Annotated in this window: 16 protein-coding genes and 1 tRNA gene; 10 read left to right on the top strand and 7 right to left on the bottom strand. The window is 48.7% G+C overall.

Going from position 1 to position 17,837, the window contains the following annotated elements; translation table 11 throughout:
* Window positions 1-133 precede the first annotated feature (133 nt).
* Window positions 134-970 carry a fumarylacetoacetate hydrolase family protein gene (locus tag IEY24_RS31030; RefSeq protein WP_188939184.1) on the top strand — a complete coding sequence of 279 codons (837 nt, stop codon included), beginning with the start codon at window positions 134-136 and terminating at the stop codon, window positions 968-970.
* 58 nt (window positions 971-1,028) lie between these two features.
* On the opposite strand, the gene IEY24_RS31035 is transcribed toward IEY24_RS31030, so the two are convergent.
* The 4 genes from IEY24_RS31035 to IEY24_RS31050 all read right to left on the bottom strand — a co-directional run bounded on the left by IEY24_RS31035 (window position 1,029) and on the right by IEY24_RS31050 (window position 6,066).
* Entirely contained in the window at window positions 1,029-1,418 is a 390-nt protein-coding gene (locus IEY24_RS31035; protein ID WP_188939185.1) for a hypothetical protein, read from the bottom strand.
* Between the two features lie 329 nt (window positions 1,419-1,747).
* Window positions 1,748-3,058, bottom strand: coding sequence for a ribosome biogenesis GTPase Der (der, locus tag IEY24_RS31040; RefSeq protein ID WP_188939186.1), 1,311 nt, complete (start codon window positions 3,056-3,058; stop codon window positions 1,748-1,750).
* Between the two features lie 65 nt (window positions 3,059-3,123).
* Window positions 3,124-4,050 carry a GTPase Era gene (era, locus tag IEY24_RS31045; protein WP_188939187.1) on the bottom strand — a complete coding sequence of 309 codons (927 nt, stop codon included), beginning with the start codon at window positions 4,048-4,050 and terminating at the stop codon, window positions 3,124-3,126.
* A 45-nt stretch (window positions 4,051-4,095) separates the two neighbouring features.
* Window positions 4,096-6,066, bottom strand: coding sequence for an LTA synthase family protein (locus tag IEY24_RS31050; protein WP_188939188.1), 1,971 nt, complete (start codon window positions 6,064-6,066; stop codon window positions 4,096-4,098).
* A gap of 108 nt (window positions 6,067-6,174) precedes the next feature.
* Here IEY24_RS31050 and IEY24_RS31055 point away from each other — a divergent pair.
* From IEY24_RS31055 to IEY24_RS31095, 9 genes are all read left to right on the top strand, one after another.
* Window positions 6,175-6,247 (top strand) — tRNA-Met (locus IEY24_RS31055).
* A gap of 144 nt (window positions 6,248-6,391) precedes the next feature.
* The gene (locus IEY24_RS31060) at window positions 6,392-9,502 is read left to right on the top strand and encodes a sensor histidine kinase (protein ID WP_188939189.1); all 3,111 of its coding nucleotides are present in this window, start codon (window positions 6,392-6,394) and stop codon (window positions 9,500-9,502) included.
* Window positions 9,503-9,739: 237 nt separating this feature from the next.
* Window positions 9,740-9,964: a hypothetical protein gene (locus IEY24_RS31065; protein WP_229223371.1), complete on the top strand. Its 225-nt coding sequence runs from the start codon at window positions 9,740-9,742 to the stop codon at window positions 9,962-9,964.
* Between the two features lie 126 nt (window positions 9,965-10,090).
* Complete coding sequence (locus IEY24_RS31070) at window positions 10,091-11,509, top strand: hypothetical protein (protein WP_188939191.1); 1,419 nt, start codon at window positions 10,091-10,093, stop codon at window positions 11,507-11,509.
* Window positions 11,510-11,633: 124 nt separating this feature from the next.
* Window positions 11,634-11,792, top strand: coding sequence for a 50S ribosomal protein L34 (gene rpmH, locus IEY24_RS31075; protein ID WP_015813300.1), 159 nt, complete (start codon window positions 11,634-11,636; stop codon window positions 11,790-11,792).
* A 109-nt stretch (window positions 11,793-11,901) separates the two neighbouring features.
* A complete protein-coding gene (locus tag IEY24_RS31080) occupies window positions 11,902-12,318 on the top strand; it encodes a ribonuclease P protein component (protein ID WP_188939192.1) in 417 nt (138 codons plus the stop codon).
* 6 nt (window positions 12,319-12,324) lie between these two features.
* Complete coding sequence (locus IEY24_RS31085) at window positions 12,325-13,977, top strand: S41 family peptidase (protein WP_188939193.1); 1,653 nt, start codon at window positions 12,325-12,327, stop codon at window positions 13,975-13,977.
* Between the two features lie 41 nt (window positions 13,978-14,018).
* Complete coding sequence (gene tsaB, locus IEY24_RS31090; RefSeq protein ID WP_188939194.1) at window positions 14,019-14,714, top strand: tRNA (adenosine(37)-N6)-threonylcarbamoyltransferase complex dimerization subunit type 1 TsaB; 696 nt, start codon at window positions 14,019-14,021, stop codon at window positions 14,712-14,714.
* 75 nt (window positions 14,715-14,789) lie between these two features.
* Window positions 14,790-15,323: a DUF2480 family protein gene (locus tag IEY24_RS31095; RefSeq protein ID WP_188939195.1), complete on the top strand. Its 534-nt coding sequence runs from the start codon at window positions 14,790-14,792 to the stop codon at window positions 15,321-15,323.
* Here IEY24_RS31095 and rnhB read toward each other — a convergent pair.
* From rnhB to IEY24_RS31110, 3 genes are read right to left on the bottom strand one after another with little or no spacing between them, the layout of a single operon-like run.
* Window positions 15,284-15,913, bottom strand: coding sequence for a ribonuclease HII (gene rnhB, locus IEY24_RS31100; RefSeq protein ID WP_188939196.1), 630 nt, complete (start codon window positions 15,911-15,913; stop codon window positions 15,284-15,286). The genes IEY24_RS31095 and rnhB overlap by 40 nt on opposite strands.
* Entirely contained in the window at window positions 15,913-16,932 is a 1,020-nt protein-coding gene (locus IEY24_RS31105) for a vWA domain-containing protein (RefSeq protein ID WP_188939197.1), read from the bottom strand. The genes rnhB and IEY24_RS31105 overlap by 1 nt, the downstream gene beginning before the upstream one ends.
* A gap of 12 nt (window positions 16,933-16,944) precedes the next feature.
* Window positions 16,945-17,826: a hypothetical protein gene (locus IEY24_RS31110; RefSeq protein ID WP_229223372.1), complete on the bottom strand. Its 882-nt coding sequence runs from the start codon at window positions 17,824-17,826 to the stop codon at window positions 16,945-16,947.
* Between the last annotated feature and the right edge of the window lie 11 nt (window positions 17,827-17,837).

The following is a 17,837-nucleotide window of genomic DNA, read 5'->3' on the forward strand; positions in this document are numbered from 1 at the left end:
CCCAGTGACTATGGCGCAACGGGTACCTCCACATTCCCGCAAATCCAGTGGCCTGAAACACTTTCCTGTCCGTATTTAACAGTAAAGACGCCCCGCGGGGGACTTATTCAGGCAAAACCAAAATCTGCATTTCATGAAGTTATATAAGACCGAAAATGGCATTCTCCTTGAAAACGAGGACATTTTCTACCGCCTCCACGAAACGGACTGGGACGTTGTGGTCAACAGGAATAACCTGTACGAATGGTTGGAAGGACAGACGCAAAGCCTTATCGCCCTGACATTCAGCGACGATTTCCCAATGCCCGATGCACTGGCACCCATTGGCACCCAGGAAGTATGGGCTTCGGGTGTGACCTATTTCAAGAGCCGTACGGCACGAATGGAGGAATCCGAAAAAGCAGGCGGCGGCAGCTTCTACGACCGCGTATATGAAGCCGAACGTCCGGAACTATTCTTTAAATCGACAGCATGGCGTGTAATAGGCCACCACGGCACGGTACGCATCCGTAAAGATTCGACCTGGGACGTTCCCGAGCCGGAACTGACCCTATTTGCTACTTCCGAAGGCGCTTTGGTGGGCTATACCATCGGTAACGACATGAGTTCCAGAAGTATAGAAGGTGAAAACCCCTTGTATTTGCCGCAGGCGAAATCCTACACCGGCAGCGCAGCGTTGGGGCCTTGTCTTTATGTATTTAAAGACCAGCTCGGTGTCGACACGGTGATCGACCTGTCCATCGTTCGCGGAGGTGAGGAAGTTTTCAATGGGCAGGTTACCCTGGCGCAAATGAAACGCAAACCAGAAGAGCTGCTGCACTTCCTTTACCGCGAAATGGCGTTCCCGCAAGGCGCTTATCTGATGACCGGGACGGGTATTGTACCCTCTTCTGATTTCACATTGAAATCCGGCGACGTAGTTCACATTACCATCGAGCCCATCGGAACTTTAACGAATACGGTGGGTTGATAAACAAAAGAGCTGCAAGGGTTGACCTTGCAGCTCTTTTCAGTAATGCTAATATTGTTTACGAATGCCCGAGCTTGGGAATGAAGGTGTAAATCACGCACCGAACTGCACTCACCAGCTTGGTCACCATCGATTCGCCTTCACTTTCTTCTGATTCGCTTTCAAAAAATGCCGCCGGACCTTCTTCCAGGATGCGGGCATTCAATGTCATAATTTCAGATGCCGGCATACCGGCGCTCGTGTTTTTGATCACACCTGCGTGCTTCACGTGCACAGGAGCTTTCGCTTTCAAAGCAGGCTTAATCTTTCTGGCAACCGTCCTTTCACTTACACATTCCTTGCCTGACTGCAATTTTCTGTGTGCCACGAACATGTTGTGCACATAGCCCGTTGCACTGGCTTGCAGGCTGATGATGGTGAGCAATATTAAGATTCTGAGTGTTTTCATGGCTGTATTCAATCGTTAAGAATCCCGGGCAGAACCGGATGGAATTATGTGTAACTAATTGACCTTACAAATATATATGTTTCATTAGGTATCTTGCAATACATAGTACCTTGTTTTTAACATTTTTTTTGAATTTTTTTTCAACCTTCTTCAAAGCACCGTGGCTGGCCGGATAACAGATGTAAAAGTAATACAAAAGGTTGCTCGAGATTTTCTAAAAAAGACGAACCGTCGAATTTTCCGGCTGAATAGTAGTTGGTTACGGATAAATTGCAAAGCGCCGACAGGGAACATCCCGCCGGCGCTTTTTTGCTGATAACATTTTTCTCCTATTTCTCGCGGAAGAATATCGTGATCGGTACACCCGAAAAATCGAAGTTTTCGCGCAAACGGTTTTCCAGGTAGCGCAAATACGGCTCCTTCACGTGCTTTGGGTGACTGCTGAAAAACACGAATGTCGGCGAAGGCGTCGGCAGCTGGATCATATATTTGATATTGATATACTTGCCCCGGTGTGCCGGTGGCGGGTATTTCTCGATCTCCGCCTGCATTACCTCGTTCAGTTTCGACGTAGTAATCTTCTTCGTTTTGTTCTGATAAACTTCCATCGCTTTCTCCATTACCTGGTGAATGCGCTGTTTTTCAACTACCGACGCGAAAATGATTGGCATGTAGTTCATCGGCGCGAGCTTTTCCAGCAATGCTTTTTTGTATTGATCGGCCGTTTTAGAGTCTTTTTCGACCAGGTCCCATTTGTTGACCATGATCACAATGCCCTTTTTCGCCTTGTCGGCCTGGCCGATGATGTTCATATCCTGGCCTTCAAGTCCCAGCGTAGCATCCAGCAACACGATACAAACGTCGGACTCTTCCATTGCTTTAACCGAGCGAAGTGTCGAATAAAACTCAATATCTTCCTTCACACGCGATTTCCTGCGGATTCCCGCCGTATCGGTCAGGATGAAATTCATCCCGAATGCATTGTAATGCGTGTGAATCGCGTCGCGGGTGGTACCTGCTATGTCCGTAACGATGCTGCGATCGGTGCCGGTGAGTACGTTCAGGAACGATGATTTACCCACATTCGGGCGTCCCATGATCGCAATGCGGGGGATGCCTTCTTCGGGGTTTTCGATGCCTGCGGTTTCAAAATGCTGGATTACCTTATCCAGCAGCTCACCCGTACCGAAACCGGTTTGTGCAGAAATCGCGAAAATCTCATCACCCAAACCCAATTCATAAAATTCACCCGCCGACTGATAGCGTTCAGTTGTTTCGGCCTTATTTGCTACGAGGTAAACCGGCTTGTTGAAACGACGGAGCACATTTGCGAAATCTTTGTCGAGATCGGTGAGGCCGGTCATGGTGTCGACCATAAAAAGGACCACCGTGGATTCTTCGATCGCGAGTTCAACCTGGTCGCGGATAGCGCCTTCAAAAATATCTTCGGAGCCTACTACATAACCCCCTGTATCAATCACTGTGAAATATTGGTCGGTCCATTCGCCGTAACCGTAATGCCTGTCGCGGGTTACGCCGCTCTGGTTGTCCATAATCGCCTTCCGGCTTTCGGTGAGGCGGTTGAACAAAGTGGATTTGCCCACATTCGGACGACCAACAATCGAAATTATATTTGCCATTTTTCTTCTATTAATATGATCCGAGCAGGCCTGGTGCCTGCTCTTCATGCGTTTTACTTAAAAATTTATTCCTGATAACCGAGCTGGCGAAGCTTGTTTTCCTTGCTTCTCCAATCCGGCTCTACTTTCACGTGCTGTTCGAGAAATACTTTTTTGCCAAAGAAATCTTCAAGGTCCTGGCGGGCCTGCGTGCCGACTTTCTTCAACATTTCTCCCTTTTCACCAATAATGATCCCTTTCTGGCTTTTGCGTTCGACCAGAATTTCTGCGCGGATCACAATGATGTCGTCCTTATCCTTAAATTCAGTGATTACTACTTCGGAGCTGTATGGAATTTCCTGGCGGTAATTCAAGAAGATTTTTTCGCGGATGATTTCCGAAGCAAAGAAACGCTCCGGCTTGTCGGTTAGTTCATCTTCATCGAAATAGGGCGGGTGGAAGGGCAAACGTGTCACGACCGCATCAAACAAAGTACCGATGTTCGCTTTTTCTAATGCAGAAATCGGTATAATGGCTGCGGGATGGATCTCATCGTCCCACTCCTGCATTTTCTGCTTCACCTCTTCTTCATTCGAAAGGTCGATTTTATTCAAAACCAAAACGACCGGCGCTTCCGTCCGTTTCAGCAGCGGCAGCACCTCATGCTCGGCCGCTTTCTCCCCTATTTCTACGACAAAAAGCACCACATCGGCATCTTCCAACGAGCCTTTCACGAAGGTCATCATCGAGTCGTGCAGCTTGTACGAAGGCTTGATGACCCCCGGCGTATCGGAATATACCAGTTGGAACGGGATATCCTCGTGCTTTCCATTCAAAATCCCGATAATGCGGTGACGGGTCGTCTGCGCCTTCGAGGTGATGATCGACATTCTTTCCCCTACGAGCACATTCATGAGCGTGGATTTCCCGACATTGGGCTTCCCGACAATACTCACAAAACCAGCCCGGTGGTTACGTAACTCTGTATTGTTATTTTCGACTTTCTCTTCCATAAAAACTACTTCTTCACTTTTTTATGCTTCCCAAAAACATGGCACCTAAGGTGTTACCGTCAGCCGGTCGTCCAGCATTCTGTTCGAATATTGCTGGATAAATGCCTTAACCTGCAATTCCATAGGCCCTTGGACTTCCGGAATACTGCCTGCAAGGTTATTTTTCAAAAGCTTGTCTTCCTGATATTTATACAAACCTACGGTTTTCCGGCCATCAAATTGCAATACGTATGGCCCGTTGAACCATTGATAAGCCCCATCATAGTTGACAGCAAAGTTGATCGGCGGGTTCCCGAAGATGTTTTTTCCAAAACCGAAATAGGGTTTATCATAATGCAGATAACCCAGTACGGACGGCATAATGTCGATCTGCTGCACAATTCGCGTACTATCGGTACCGGTCATAATGTTGTCGCGCGGCGAACCGTCGCCCGGCGCGTAGAAAAGAATAGGGACTGAAAAATTCCCGACAGACGTCTGATATTGCGGATAATGCGCGAATGTGGCCGAGTGATCGGCAGTGATCACAAATAATGTGTTCTTGAACCAAGGTTTGTCCTTAACCGAATCGAAGAACCTGCGCAACGCATTGTCGGTATAACCCATTGTTTCGTAGATCGGCAGCGGACCTTTCGGGAATTTGCCTTTGTAGCGTGCCGGAATCTGGAACGGGTCGTGCGACGATACCGTAAATAATGTACTTAAAAATGGCTCCTGGAAAGAATTTAACTTTTTGGCCCAGAACTGCATGAATTCCTCATCCCAAATCCCCCAGATACCGTCATAATCCGCATCATTATTATATTCGGTTTTACCATAATAATCTTTGATGCCGATCAGATTGGTGAATGCCTTAAAACCCATTGAGCCATTTGGCGCACCGTGGAAAAACGAGGTGTGGTAACCCTTGGCTTGCAGCATTTCGGGCAGGCTCGGCAGTTTGTTGTCCGTGTAGCGCGTCAGGATGAACGGCTCCAAAATACCGGGAATGCTCGTCAGTACCGACGGTATGGCCTCGATCGATTTCGCTCCATTGGCGAACGAGTACCAATGCACCCTGCTATGCTGCATCAGCGAGTCGATGAAGGGCGTGTAACCTTTATAGGTACCGTTCTCCAGATCCCGATTGTAGGTTCCCACCATTTCCTTCCCAAAACTCTCCCAGATCAGGATCACAACGTTTTTGGGACGAAATGCCGGCGCATTTGGCTCTGGTGTGTGAATGGGCGAATAAACGACATTCATCTCCTGCTCGGATTTGAAATACTCCGCACGCTGGTAGTCAGACCTCCTCAGTGTTTTGAAAATGCAGAAAGGTGTATTCAGCACGATGAACATTTCCTTGGGCCTTTCTACATATTCGCCCGCATTGCTCAGCGTGATAGGCCGGGTGCTGTGCCTGAAACCGCCTTTCACGCCGCCGATGAACAGAAATACCGCAACGGTCATCAATACACTGTGTATCAGGAATATCTGCCAGGCAGGCCGCAGCGGTTTGGGTTCGACACGCCAGCGGCGTGTGATGTACACGACCAGCGCCACCAACAACATCCACACCAGCGCCACGTACCAATAATGCACCAAAAAGCCGCCAAATAGCTTGTGCATATTGTTTTCATGCGAAAATTCCTGCAAAACCGACCAGGTACTTCTTTTGATCGTGAATCGATAATAAATGAAGTCGGCACAGTTCGCCAGCAGCGCAATGCTGTTGGTAATGATGAAAAGATAGTCCAGAAATTTCTGCACTATCGGCCGATACTTGAATGTGACAGGGATGAGCGTTAGGAAAATGTAGAGGATATTGACATACAGCACCGCCACGAGGTCGAAACGCAAACCGCCGAGGAATAATCGCGGCGCCAGCGCCAGATTTACGCCCGGAAAAAATGACTGGTTGAACAAATAAAAGAGGACCCGGCAAATGCTGAACAAAATCATGATGCAGAGCAGCCTGATCAGCATTACCTGGTGAATGCGCCACCCGAAAGCGGAAGCGCCTGAATATGAACTCATAATTTTGATGTCAGAATGTTGGCAGCAAACTTTTTTGAAAAGTTTTCACAAAAATAGTTGTTTTCTGTAAAACAATTGTTGTATGTTTGCACTCCAATTCAACGACACCGCGGGATGGAGCAGTTGGTAGCTCGTTGGGCTCATAACCCAAAGGTCGCTGGTTCGAGTCCAGCTCCCGCTACACAGGCCAAAGCCACTTTCGAAAGAAGGTGGCTTTTTTGCATTTATTCCCTTTTCGGCAAGAATGACAACTTTCTTGAAACAAAGTGCATAAGCGCGGATTATTTGGATTATTTTGCAGCTATCCCTGCACAATAATGAATTGATGAGCCGCATTTTCCGCCTGAAATCTCCCAACGGCGCCCTCGCTGCGCACGGGTTGTTGTGCCTTGTCCTTTTTGTAAGCTGGCTACTCCTCCCCGTAAAGGCACAGGAAATTAATTTTAAATCGGACAATTACTGGCTTACTCATTATACCGCCGAATCCGGATTACCTCAGAATAGCATCAAATCCATTGCGCGCGACGAGGCGGGATTCTTCTGGTTCGCTACCGAAGACGGGCTGGTACGGTTTGATGGACGACATTTTCATACTTTTACTAATTCTAACTCGAAACTCGCCTCCAACCATCTCTTCCAAAGCTTTCGCGGGCCTAAGGATTTTAAACTCTACTTTCTTGACGATTCGAACACAGCGCACCGGATTGCGAATGGTGAAATAAACGAAACGGTCCCTTACCAAAAGAAATTCGGTGCTATGAACATGTTCAATGCCCCGGAGAAAGGGACGATCATGGCATTTGAACTATCCAACCGGCATATCTATAACGACCCCTGGAAGAATGCCCTTTTGACAGTGGCCGCAAACAGCTATTTCCGTTGCGATACGAGCGGGGTGGCTTACTTCGACCATGGAAAACAAGTATATCGTGTTCGAAACTCCGCTCAAAAGGTCGTCGATTATTTCACTGTGGGTCGGAAGTTGTATCTATTTAACCGGTTGCAGGGTAGCATTTCGCACATCGACCAGGCAGGCGCACACCCGGTTGCCATTACGGGAGATATCGCCGAAGACGGTGGTAGCACGATGCATTATCCAGGGATGGAGATCCTGTGGAACACCTTTGCCCAAACTCCCCTGATTGCCCTGGGAGGTAAAATCTACGATATCGCCCTATCCGGGAAGGCCCATTTCACCACCCGGTTGCTAATCGAGGGTTTTAACACCGGCGAACATAACATTATCAGTTCCTTTTACGACAGCAACACGGGATTACTGCTCCTGGGGAGCCATACCAAAGGGCTGTTCGTGTTTACGAGAAAGCAATTCGCTGCTTTCAAAGGCAGTGAGGGTTTTTCCATCCACGAACAGAGCCTCTACAAAAACCGCTACCTCTTTACTACTTTCGGCACGTACGACATATTCTCAAAAGCCGCAGTAACGCTTCCGTCTATTCAAAAATTGAACGGTTTAAGTCCGCTTCTGATGACAAACGACTACCTGTGGGTCAATGTCAATGGAATGCGCTACCTGTTTGATCAGGAAGGGACGAAGTTGGGGCAATGGTATCTCGGCAAAGAGGCCACTATTTCCTACGCCGACCTGGATGGAAACTTCTGGGCAGGTTTTCGCCGGGGAGTGCTACGGAAGTTCGATATCCACGCGTTCAAATGGACGACTATCCGGATCGCCGGACTCACGTCCCCCATCTCCTTCATTTATCAGGAAAAAAGATCCGGTTCCCGCGAAAAGATCTTCTGGATCGGAGCAAACGACGGCTTGTTCCGACTAGCTGTTCCAGGCTACCGTGTCGAAAAAATAAAAAACTTTTCCGGCAGCCACATTCGCTCGATCATGGTAAGAAGGACAGGCGACGCGACGGAAATTTGGGGCACAATCTGGGACAAGGGCCTTTTTCTGATCAAAAACAATCGCATTACAATTTTTCCCCTTGACAGATACAAGCGCCTGGCCTCAGCCCACTGTATTACCGAAGATAAAGACGGCTTTTTCTGGGTCTCTACCAATAAGGGTTTATATCAAATCAGCAGCAGCGATCTGCGTGCGTATGCGGCACATTCGATAAAGAACTTCTACTATCATTACTATGACTACAAAAACGGGTTTCTCACCAATGAATTCAATGGCGGATGCGCTCCTTGTTCACTGATCCTTCCCAACGAGCTTTTTTCGTTGCCGTCCATTAATGGACTGGTGTACTTTGCCCCTTCGGCCGTCCGGCCAGAGCTCCCCAACAAAACCCTGCTGATCGACAGAATAGAATATAACGGAAAACGGCTCGCTTATTCGGACACGCTGAGGCTCGACGAAAATTTTGAGTTTTTAAAACTTTCGGCATCAACCCCGTATTTTGGAAACACCGATAATGTCCAGATCGATTACCAGTTATCCAACAGCCAGCAAAAAGGCTCGTGGCTCCCTGTAAGCCAGGCGGGAGAGATTGTTTTCAATGGGCTCAGCACGGGCCAATATGTTCTTTCATTAAGGAAACTGAATGGCTTCGGGGCCAACAATTACACCACAAAGCGCCTTATACTGATCATTGCCCCGAAGTGGTATGAGACGTGGTGGTTCAAAACATTGCTCCTGATCCTGCTGCTGCTGGGCACGAATGCTTTTTCCAAATGGCGCACCGATACGATTAAACGGCAAAACGAAGACCTCGAACGCGCAGTTAGCGAGCGCACCTCTGCGCTGAAAGAGTCCCAGAACGAGCTCAGCCGGCAACTCAACATCCAGGCGCACCTGATCGCGTCCATTACGCATGATGTGCGTGCACCACTGAAATACGTTACCCAGGCATCCCGACAGATCCCCAAGCTCAACGAAATGCGCCAGCACAAGATGCTGAACGAGGTAAGCAATGCGCTGGAACAAAGTCTGGTTCAAATGACCAATTTCCTCGACAACCTGCTCAGTTATGTGCGAACGACGCTGTACCATAACAAAGTGGAAATGGCGCAGGTAGACCTTTCAGAACTGATCACCCAGAAATTGATATTGTTTGAAAAAGTGTTTCAGCTCTACGGAAATGAGGTGCTGAATGAAGTGCCGGCAGACCTCACGATTCGCTCCAATCCGGAGTTACTGTCGGTCGTGGTGCATAATCTCATCGATAATGCCAGCAAATATGCCCGCAACGGCCAGATCCGCATTTTTTCGAGTACAACGGATCTTTCGGTACACCTCATCATAGCCGATTCCGGCAAGGGGATCGATCCGGAAATCCGTGAATGGTTCAACAATCCGGCTGCCGCACATTCTGAATCGTATGGCAATGCATCGCCGAAAGGCTTTGGCCTCGTGATCGTCAAAGAGGTAGCCCGTCTTATAGGCCTCTCGGTTTACGTGGACAACCACAATGGCTGCGAGTTTCACCTCGTGTTCGATACGCCGGAATCTGGTGGGGAGTAACACTTTTCGCACCTCGCCCAACGCGGTATTACTGTCAGTATCAATCTATTCGCAAGAATTGATAAAAATCCGCACGAAACATATATTTGCTATCGGTGACATATTGTTTTACAGATTTTGGACTATATTTGAAAAAATTAAGAGTAAACATTAAATTTATTCTACAATTTTTTACAACAACACCTACAAATTTGTATCTTGCCGTAGATTTCATAATGATGCCATGCAAATATGATTATGACAAACCCTTATTTCTCCGGCTTCGAATATAGTGCAGCGCAAATCCGCCGTTTTCTGCAAACACATAAAACATTTACTCTTTTACTGTCGGGAGGACGCATCGTTCATCATGAGGCCGAAGACGCTATCCGTTTCAGGACGTGGCTCCTGACACACCAGATTGAGGACGTGCGCGAATCTTTTACCAAAAACTATTCCGCTTACAATCTGATGTCGGCCTAGGCTCCGGCAGTTCCTTACCGACTCCACCGTTTTTCCTAACCGCATCCTCACAGATGGGCATTTCTGGACGCCCGTTTAAAATAAATGTCTTATGTTTGGATACTTCTTTCACAAGGGTAACAACATATGACACATTACTTCTCCTGGCTTAAAAATCCCGACAACAAGTTAAAACTGCTCATACTGGCATTTTTTGTCATCCTGTTTCCATTTATAGCAGTCTCTTTTTTCGCATTCCCCACTACCGACGACTACTGCCACACGTTGGCCGTTAAAGAGCTGGGGTACTGGGGCTACCAGGCACATTACTGGAAAACATGGTCGGGTAGGTACATCGGAACGCTCATTTCCGCCACGCAGCCACTCGCGTATGACTCCTACACCGGCTACAAGCTGGCGCCCATTGTACTCATACTCTTATATGTACACGCATCCCTGAAATTTGCTGGTGCAATTACCGCCGGTAAACTACCCAAATGGCAGACCGTCCTGCTCGCATTCCTGCTGGTATTTGTGCTGATCGCCGAGCTGCCCGTCGTTTCGGGCTATTTTTACTGGTACACCGGCTACTATTACACCGTCGCCGACATTGGTACGCTCTATTTGCTGGCCTATTTATTCAGAAACTATGCCAAGCTTTCCATACAGAACGTCGTTATGCTCGCCCTCGGCACTATTCTGCTGGTGGGCATGAACGAATACACGCTCGTATGGCTGGTGGTACTTTCGGGCGGGTGGTTCTTTTTCAGCAGTGTGATAGCCCGCAAATTGCAGATAAAATACATGCTCCTAAGCCTGGTTGCCTTGTCGTTCGGCGTACTGTCGGTAACGGCTCCCGGCAATGGTGCACGGGCCGAGTCGGGGCTTTATCCGACGCCTCTGAAATACAATCTCTTATTTTCGATTAAAAACAGTCTTGTCTGGGAAATCCATAATTTCTCCAAAATGGCGCCAGCCCTGTGTGTACTGGCATTGGTACTGATCCCGATCGGCTGCCAGCTTTTCAAAAGCAAGGGCGAGGACGATTTCAAATTCTTCGGCGTACATCCGGCGCTTTCGATACTGATCTTCGTGGGCTGTATGTACCTCAGCTATTTTCCCTCATACTGGTCCATCGCCGAGCCGCCTAACCTGCGAGGACAATGCGTGATCACGTTCTGGACACTTATCGGCTGGACCTATAATGTGTTTGTGCTGACGTTCTGGGTGCTGAAAAAAGGCTACATGCAGCCGACAGCACAAGGCCCGGCCGTTGCCTGGGTGGCAGGCCTGTATTTCCTCTTCCTTTTCGCGGGCAATTTCAATTACCGATCGGCGTGGTCCGACTTGCTTACCGGCCGTGCAGCCCGGTTCAACCAGGAAATGCACGAACGTACGGCATTGGTACTGAACACGAAAGAACAACAGGTTTACGTTCCGAAGCTCAAAAACGTGCCCTACACCATCCTCATCGTAAACGACGAAACCGACCCGGCGTGGGCGTCTGTGGAGGTCAATAACGGCTGCGCGGAGTGGTTTTTCAAGAAGAAGTTTTTCTATAAATAGCCTGTTTTGCGGACTACTTCTGAAAAAAATACAGAAATTTTGACTTGATTAATTTTTTTATCTACCTTTGCAAGCCAAAATTACGGGTAGACAGAGATTTATATCGCAATAATTTGATACTGAGATGAAACGTACCTTTCAACCATCGAATCGCAAGAGGAGAAACAAGCACGGATTTCGTGAAAGAATGTCCACCGCAAACGGACGTAAAGTAGTAGCTGGCCGTCGGAAAAAAGGTCGCTGGAAATTGACTGTTTCTGACGAAAAACGTCACAAGCAATAAGCGACGCTTGAAGGTTTGAGTAGAGGACGCTAGTCGGAGACACAAAGTCTTTCATAGTCTGATAAGTTTGTGATTTACAAACTTATCAGACATTTTTTTCTACAAGAACTTGAAACAAACATTTGGTAAGAGCGAGCGGTTATGCAACCTTAACATTATAGGAAGGCTTTTCAAGAAGGGCAGTCCTGAGGTTCAAACGTTTTATCTTTACCCATTCAGGGTGCTTTACATCTACGCTCCCGAAGCCCCCCCTCTCCTTCCGCAAGTCCTTTTTTCTATTTCAAAAAGGAATTTCAAGAAAGCGGTCGACCGCAATCTGATCCGCCGACGCTGCCGTGAAACTTACCGGCTGCACAAATCCACGCTCGTTTCATTACCCGCCGAAACGCGTCCTTCCTACATTGCTTTTTTGTATCTTGCAAAAGAAATAACCTCATACGACGTTATTGAAACGGCCATGAAGCAGTCGCTCAAAAAGCTTGAAAGACTACCGCCTGCCTTTCTCAAAGAACAATCCAATTCCTGAACATAGATGAAAAAGTATCTTCGTTCCATTTTGCTGGCCGCACCGGTTGTGGGTGGGCTTGCATTCGTATCATTCCGCCAGGACGACCGCCTCTTCGAAATCGCGCGGAATCTCGACATCTATGCGACGCTTTTCAAGGAATTGAACGCGTATTATGTTGATGAAATCAATCCCAACCAGCTGATCAAGACGAGTATCGACAATATGCTCCGCTCACTCGACCCGTACACGGTTTACTACGCCGAGGACGATATCGAGGATTACATGACGATGACCACCGGCAAATACAACGGGATAGGCGCGATGGTCAATTCCGCGGATGGCAAGCATACCGTCATGATGGTGTATGAAGACACTCCTGCACAAAAGGCAGGGCTGCAACTCGGCGACGAGATCACTAAAATCAACGGCATCGACCTTTCGACCCGTGAGGATTTCGACACCGGTAAATTGCTCAAAGGCCAGACCCAGACGAACGTCACCCTTACCGTGAAACGCTATGGCATTACCAAACCACTGGAGATCAGCCTGAATCGTGATATTGTAAAAGTCACAAACGTGCCTTACTACGGCATGCTGAACGAAGAAGTCGGCTACATTGATCTGAAAGACTTCACCGCAACTGCTTCGAGGGAAGTGCGCAATGCATTTCAGGAACTGAAAGGCAAAGGCATGAAATCGGTCGTGCTCGATCTCCGGGATAACCCGGGCGGCTTACTGAATATGGCCATCGAAATTTCCAACATATTCATTCCCAAGGGAGAAGAAATTGTTTCGACCAAAGGAAAAGTGAGTGAATGGAACAAAACTTACACGGCCTACAATCCGGCGCTCGATACAGAAATACCGGTGGTGGTACTTACCAATAATCGTAGCGCATCCGCTGCCGAAATCGTTTCCGGCGTGATCCAGGATTACGACCGTGGCGTGCTGATCGGTCAGAGAACTTACGGAAAGGGGTTGGTGCAAACCACCCGTGACCTCTCATTTAATACCAAAATGAAAATCACCACCGCGAAATACTACATTCCAAGCGGGCGGTGTATCCAGGCGATCGATTACAGCCACCGCAATGACGACGGCAGCGTGGGCAAGATCCCTGATTCGCTCATGACCGAATTTAAGACCAAAAACGGCCGCGCAGTATTCGACGGCGGCGGTATTTTGCCCGACGTTATTACGGAAAAAGAAACCTTCTCGCCACTGGCTGTGTCCCTGGGCCGTAACCGGCTATTCTTCGACTACGCTGTGAAATACCATTTCGAACACCCGACGATCAAGCCTGCGAAGGAATTCCATCTGTCGGATGCCGACTATGCTGCATTCACCAAATGGCTCGGCGACAAGGAATATGACTACACCACGCAGGTGGAGCGAGACCTGAATGACCTGGAAGCCTCAGCTAAAAAGGAAAAATCGCTGGAAGTAATCGAAGATCAACTCAAAGCATTGAAATCCAAGCTCTCACACAGCAAAGACAACGATTTGCAGATCTTAAAACCGGAGATCAGGAAGATCCTCGAAGAAGAAATCATCAAGCATTATTATCTGGAAAAAGGCATGCGGGAAGCTTCATTCAGCGAAGATCCCGAAGTAAAAGCCGCGCTGGCGCTCTTTAAAGAACCCGTCCGTTACGCACAGATCCTGAAAAAGAAATAGTACCAACCGGCCCGTCGCTCGCGGCGGGCTTTTTGTTTTATATGCTACTACTTAGTATCGATACCTCGATCCGCGGATGCTCAGTGGCCGTGCACAACGAGACAGGCTTACTGGCGGCTTACGATCTTTTTACCGACAAATCCTCGTCTGCCATGCTCACAACGCTCATGCGTGACAGCGTTGCACATGCGGGTTTCAAGCTTGCAGACGTCGACGCGATCGTCGTTGCCAAAGGTCCCGGCTCGTATACGGGCCTGCGCGTAGGTGTGTCGACCGCGAAAGGTTTGTGCTATGCATTGGACAAGCCACTGATCGCCATCAACACCTTGCAGGCAATGGCATTGCAGCTCGCGCCATTCTTTCCGGAACATTTGTTGTGCCCGATGATCGACGCGCGGAGAATGGAGGTTTATGCCGCGGTTCTCGACGATAACAATGCATTTGTCCAGGAAACGCAGGCGGTGATTATGAATGAAAATTCATTTGAAGACCTGCTGGCGGATCGTCAAGTTGTGTTCTTTGGCGACGGCGCCGCCAAATGCAAGCCTATTCTGGAAAAACATTCGAATGCCATTTTCCCCGCGATAGATATCAAACCGTCGGCCCGTACGATCGGCCAGCTGGGCACTATCGCATTTCAAAACGCTCAATTCCAGGATGTGGCGTCATTTGAACCCTATTATCTGAAAGACTTCATGTCGCCCGCACCGCGAAAAGCCAGCACGCTGGTACAATAACCAGTGGATTTTACAGGGTTTGCCAAACAATCGCCGGCATTTTGTTGTTAGCCTTTTTGTAACAGGATTTTTAGAATGGAAACTGACGAAATTGTAAACCGGGTTGCTACCAGCGGCATTATCTCACTGGATTTGGAAGAACTTTATCACCCGGGCGAACGCATCGTTTACGATATTAAGGATAACCTCTGGCAGGGAATGATCCTCCGCGAGAAGGACTTCCGCGACTTTCTCAAAAACCACGACTGGTCGCAATACCAGGGCAAGAATGTAGCCATTATCTGTTCAGAAGACGCCATTGTGCCAACCTGGGCATACATGCTCCTCGCAGTCCAGCTCGAACCTTACGCGAATGCCTTTGTATTTGGTGATTTGAATGCTTTGGAAGATAAACTCTTTGCCGACGCCATTGCGAAGCTGAATGCAACTGAATTTGCAGGAAAACGCGTGGTAGTGAAAGGTTGCAGCAAGGTGAATGTGCCGGTTTCGGCTTATGTAGCCGTGAGTAAATTGCTAAAACCCGTGGTCCAAAGCCTGATGTTCGGCGAGCCTTGCAGCACAGTTCCCCTTTATAAAAAGCCTAAATCTTCGGTTTCCTCTACCGACTGATTCTCTTCTTCCGTTTTCAAGAGCTTGAATGTCATCCGGTGGTAGGAACAGGGCCCGTGTAAGCCTATGGCCTTCCGGTGATGGACCGTGGGGTAACCTACATTCTGCTCCCAGCCATAATGCGGGAACTGCCGGGAAAGGTTGGTCATCAGCTCGTCCCGGTAATTTTTTGCTAAAACCGATGCGGCCGCTATGGAGAGATAATGGGCGTCGCCCTTGATAATGCACGTATGCGGGATCATCGGGTAAGGCGTGAAGCGATTACCATCGACGAGCAAATGTTCCGGCCGGGTCCTCAGCTTGTCCACCGCCCGGTGCATGGCAAGAAAACTCGCTTTCAGGATATTGATTTTATCAATTTCAAAATTATCCACCTCCGCTACCGCCCAGCAAATCGATTCGCGGATGATCTCTTTTTCCAGTTCCAAACGCTGCGCTTTAGTGAGCTGCTTGGAATCATTGAGGAATGAATGCTTGTAGTCACGCGGCAGGATCACCGCCGCGGCCACTACCGGCCCGGCCAGGCAGCCTCTCCCGACTTCGTCCAACCCCGCCTCGACAGCGTCGATATTATAATAAGCTTTCAGCATCAATCTTCCAGAATATTAGCCATAAATGTACTCTTCGTCCCGATCGCCGCAAGCAGCAATGCCACCGCCCAATAGAGGTAAACGCGGTAGTAATCTTTCACATCACGCGACAGTACATCGCGCGATTTCACTTTTTCGAGCTGGTCGATTTGTTTGAAAACCGTTTCCAGCGCCGTATTATCGGTAGCACGAAAATACTTCCCATTCCCGATTCCAGCAATATTTTGCAGCTCTCCTTCATCCATTAATGCGCCCGCGTTGGTCGTAGTGTCTGCTTTCGACATTTTTTTAGGCCTGCCAACTGAAATGGTATAAACCTTCACCCCAAACGCATTGGCGAGCTGTGCGGAGGTCGTCGGCCCCAGGTTACCGGAGGTATTATCCCCGTCGCTGATCAGGATCGCGACCTTGCTTTCGCCGGGCGTGTCGCGCATTCTGTTCACAGCTACTGCCAGGGCGCTACCGATAGCCGTTCCGGGCGTGGGAATGAGGCTCGGATTTACCTCGTCGAGGAAACCGTATAATAACTCGTAATCGGTCGTAAGCGGGCAAAGAGACACTGCCTCGCCGGCAAAGACGATCAGCCCGATGCGGTCCTGCAACCTGCCTTTGATAAATTGCCGGGCCATTCGTTTCGCCGCTTCGAGGCGGTTGGGGCTCAGGTCCTTCTCAATCATAGAATCGGAAATATCGAGCAAAAGCATAATATCGATCCCCTCCGAGTACTGGTCTTTCCGCTCGGAAACCACTTGCGGCCGCGCCAGTGCCACCAGAATGAGGGAAATCGCGAGCCCTACGCAAATAGGCTGCACAAATCGCAGCAATGTGAGCCAACTGCGCAAACCCGTTACCGAGGTGTAGGTGATCGTCAGCCGCTGCTTATGTTTGCGGTGCAATGCATTTCGAAGCCAGAAAAGAAAGGGTACTAACGGAAGCAAATAGAGGAAATACGGGTATACCCATTCGTACGACCGCAGCGTGCTGTAACCAAACCATTCCAGTGAAAACCAGTTTTCCATTTAATGATCGGGTTAAACGACGGGACTGTCGAGTACAAACTTTCTTTTGGCCCTGTACAATCGCGTAGCACCGGTTTTGAGCACTTCCAGGTAGGTCTCCATATTCGCCGACCGGCCTTGCCCGTACACGATACTGTCCATATTTTTCAATGCGTCGGCCAATGCGTCATCGGGCATATTGTCGATGATTTCACGTGTGGTGTAAGTAGCGAATGGCTTTTTCTCCAACCTTTCAAGGTAATTTTTCCAAATAATAATCGCCTTTTCGGCATCCTTGATGTTATTCTTCTCGCGCGCGCTGCGCATGAGCCGGTTGAACGACCGCACATATTCCAGGTGTCGGCGCTGCAATTTGAGCAATTGCCATTGTTTATAAATATCACGACCAAAAACCCAATAAATGCTTCCCACTACGCCGATAATCAACGCGACCGAGCCGATCAGCATGGAGAAGTTGAACTCACGGCTCAATGCTACCAGCTGGGTTTCTTCCTTTAATATCGGTTTTTTGCGGAGGTCGATATTGTTGCTTTTGATGAGAAAAACCGAGTCGGGGGCCGTGAATACGGCTGTGCAATCTTTCTTTTGAAATACAAAAACAGGCAACCTCAGCTTTTGCACTTTGGATACGTCGAAAGAAATGAGGTGGTAAACAGCGCTGTCGAGCGTCCCGCGGTTGTCGGTGCTGGAAACGAAGGTTCTTTGGGATACCAGTTCAAAAGGCGAGAAGTCGAATGTGCTGTCGGGAAAGAAAATCTCGGAGTCGGCACTGTGGCGCAAGCTCAGGGAGAAGTAGACCGGCTTTCCGACTTCCACGCTATCATTCAGGAAAATGCCTTTGGGCTTCACGCGCTCTTTGCGCGCATCCCTTGCAATGCCTGAAAAACAGGTCAAAAAACAGATGA

Origin of the sequence: Dyadobacter endophyticus (assembly GCF_014641595.1) — a bacterium.
GTDB lineage: Bacteria > Bacteroidota > Bacteroidia > Cytophagales > Spirosomataceae > Dyadobacter > Dyadobacter endophyticus.

Bases quoted from the DNA above. Each gene is read 5' to 3' on its own strand.
- IEY24_RS31070 (WP_188939191.1), top strand. From the start codon at position 10,091: ATGACACATTACTTCTCCTGGCTTAAAAATCCCGACAACAAGTTAAAA.
- IEY24_RS31035 (WP_188939185.1), bottom strand. From the start codon at position 1,418: ATGAAAACACTCAGAATCTTAATATTGCTCACCATCATCAGCCTGCAA.
- tsaB (WP_188939194.1), top strand. From the start codon at position 14,019: ATGCTACTACTTAGTATCGATACCTCGATCCGCGGATGCTCAGTGGCC.
- IEY24_RS31065 (WP_229223371.1), top strand. From the start codon at position 9,740: ATGACAAACCCTTATTTCTCCGGCTTCGAATATAGTGCAGCGCAAATC.
- era (WP_188939187.1), bottom strand. From the start codon at position 4,050: ATGGAAGAGAAAGTCGAAAATAACAATACAGAGTTACGTAACCACCGG.
- IEY24_RS31105 (WP_188939197.1), bottom strand. From the start codon at position 16,932: ATGGAAAACTGGTTTTCACTGGAATGGTTTGGTTACAGCACGCTGCGG.
- rpmH (WP_015813300.1), top strand. From the start codon at position 11,634: ATGAAACGTACCTTTCAACCATCGAATCGCAAGAGGAGAAACAAGCAC.
- IEY24_RS31050 (WP_188939188.1), bottom strand. From the start codon at position 6,066: ATGAGTTCATATTCAGGCGCTTCCGCTTTCGGGTGGCGCATTCACCAG.
- IEY24_RS31060 (WP_188939189.1), top strand. From the start codon at position 6,392: ATGAGCCGCATTTTCCGCCTGAAATCTCCCAACGGCGCCCTCGCTGCG.
- rnhB (WP_188939196.1), bottom strand. From the start codon at position 15,913: ATGCTGAAAGCTTATTATAATATCGACGCTGTCGAGGCGGGGTTGGAC.
- IEY24_RS31085 (WP_188939193.1), top strand. From the start codon at position 12,325: ATGAAAAAGTATCTTCGTTCCATTTTGCTGGCCGCACCGGTTGTGGGT.
- IEY24_RS31095 (WP_188939195.1), top strand. From the start codon at position 14,790: ATGGAAACTGACGAAATTGTAAACCGGGTTGCTACCAGCGGCATTATC.
- der (WP_188939186.1), bottom strand. From the start codon at position 3,058: ATGGCAAATATAATTTCGATTGTTGGTCGTCCGAATGTGGGCAAATCC.
- IEY24_RS31030 (WP_188939184.1), top strand. From the start codon at position 134: ATGAAGTTATATAAGACCGAAAATGGCATTCTCCTTGAAAACGAGGAC.